We start from the raw sequence: 1,748 nt of genomic DNA on the forward strand, positions 1-1,748 counted from the left end.
CGTAGACCGCATTAAATTTGTCACCGTTGCGACAGTAATTCTGTCACCCATTGAAAGGCCGAGGTAAACGGGTAAATCGTCTCCTTGGCGCATTGTCTTGCGCCGTTGCAAACGGTCTGGGCCACACCGCGCAGCGAAGCACATGACGCGTCCGGTTTCTCGTCTGTGTGGTTGCGGAACTGATCCGCACCAGTCACCCATCGGGATCAAGGCGAGCGCCGCTGATCTGGCGTTTGCCCCTGGCTCACATCGAGCTCCAGAAAACCGTCGGTGCCAGGCCAATGTCCAGGAGTACATGACAATTCCAGGGTTACCCATGTGCGGGCACCAGACTGTTGTCGGCTCATGGTCTGGGCGTCTCAGTGGTGGCTACAACGGGATGGCCGGAGGCTGGGCCCAATCAACTCACTGGTTTGGTACCAACACATTTATCGGGCTCGCGGCCCCCCGCCAAACTTAACCAAAACATCGTTGAACCTCGAAGGGTTTGTCGTCCCGCATCATGTAGTAGGCCGCGCGCGCCAGCTTGTGCGCAAGTGCCTTCATCGCGACCACGGGCAGGCGCTTCGCCTTCTTGCGTTCATAAAAGCGTCGCGCCTGCGGGCAGGTTCGGAGCGCGATCGCTGCGGCCTCGATGAACGCCCAGGCGAGATACTTGTTGCCGTTCCTTGTATTGCCTTCGCCCTTTTTCTTCCCGTTAGATATCCGCTTGCTCTCGACGCACCGGCAATAGGAGCTGAAATGGCCAACGCCAGGAAATCGCTTGATGGTCCCTGTCTCGAGCATGATGGTCGCAGCAAGCACATCGCCGATTCCGGGCGTGGTCTTCAGGATCTCGAACTCCGCGCGCAATTTCACTTCCTGATGGAGGAGGGTTTCGAGGGAGGCAATCTCCACACGCAGTGTGCGCAATACCGTCAGGTTTGCCATCAGCGAGCGCTCGACATGCGGCGGCAGCGCAAGTGCGTGTACCGCCGCGTCGTCGAGACGTTGGACATGGTCGCCGTTCATGCGCACGTTCAACTGTCTGGCCAGCAGGCTTTCGATACTGAGGATGTGCAGGGTGCGTTGCTGTACAAGCTGCATGCGCTTGCGCGCGAGGTCACGCAACCCGCGCTCCTGCGGCGGATAGATGTAGCCTTCAGGTAGCAGTCCGAGCCGGAAGACGTGGGCCAGGAATACGGCGTCGCGTTCGTCACCGGCGTACTTCAGGCCCTCGTACTGCTTGATGGCCGCCGTGTTGGCCAGATGGACGGCAAAGCCGGCGGCCATCAGTCCGTCGACGAGCCAGTACCAGTTGAACGTCGATTCCACCACCACTCCCTGCAGTTCGGCACGCCAAGGCACCAGTGCTGCCACAATCAGTGAAAGATCGTTGGCTAACCGCTTGCAGTACAGCACCCGATCTTGGTCGTCGATCACGGCGACCACGGCGTTATTCGAGTGCAGATCAATTCCGCTAAACTTCATTTCAGCCTCCTGAACGGGTCGGTTGAGCGTCGCATCTCAACTCTAGACCCTGGCCGCCCCCTCCTTGGGGCGGCCAGGAGGCCTTTCAATGATTATCAACTCGCGACAAGGCGGCGTTCGCGTAATGGTCCAGCCTTGCTGGACAAGCGTTCGGACTACGCGAATTAAATTTGTCACCGGCCTCATGAAGCGGGCGGCCTTTCACGTGCGGAATTTCGACGTTCGACCACGAGGCGTTCGCGCAGGCAGGGTGCATCGGCTGCCGGGCTGTGCGGCAG

The 1,748-nt window shown here is 59.5% G+C and carries 2 protein-coding genes; both read right to left on the bottom strand.

From position 1 onward, the window contains the following. Positions 1-456 precede the first annotated feature (456 nt). The gene (locus tag P3T21_RS38345; protein WP_429261047.1) at positions 457-1,470 is read right to left on the bottom strand and encodes an IS110 family transposase; all 1,014 of its coding nucleotides are present in this window, start codon (positions 1,468-1,470) and stop codon (positions 457-459) included. A gap of 85 nt (positions 1,471-1,555) precedes the next feature. Continuing rightward, a partial coding sequence (locus P3T21_RS38350; RefSeq protein WP_429261048.1) for a hypothetical protein occupies positions 1,556-1,748 on the bottom strand: 193 nt, incomplete at its 5' end.

Source organism: Paraburkholderia sp. GAS334 (genome assembly GCF_050436625.1).
Lineage (GTDB): Bacteria > Pseudomonadota > Gammaproteobacteria > Burkholderiales > Burkholderiaceae > Paraburkholderia.

What these genes read in the sequence shown, in the direction of transcription:
- P3T21_RS38345 (WP_429261047.1), bottom strand. Translation starts at nt 1,470, where the DNA reads ATGAAGTTTAGCGGAATTGATCTGCACTCGAATAACGCCGTGGTCGCC.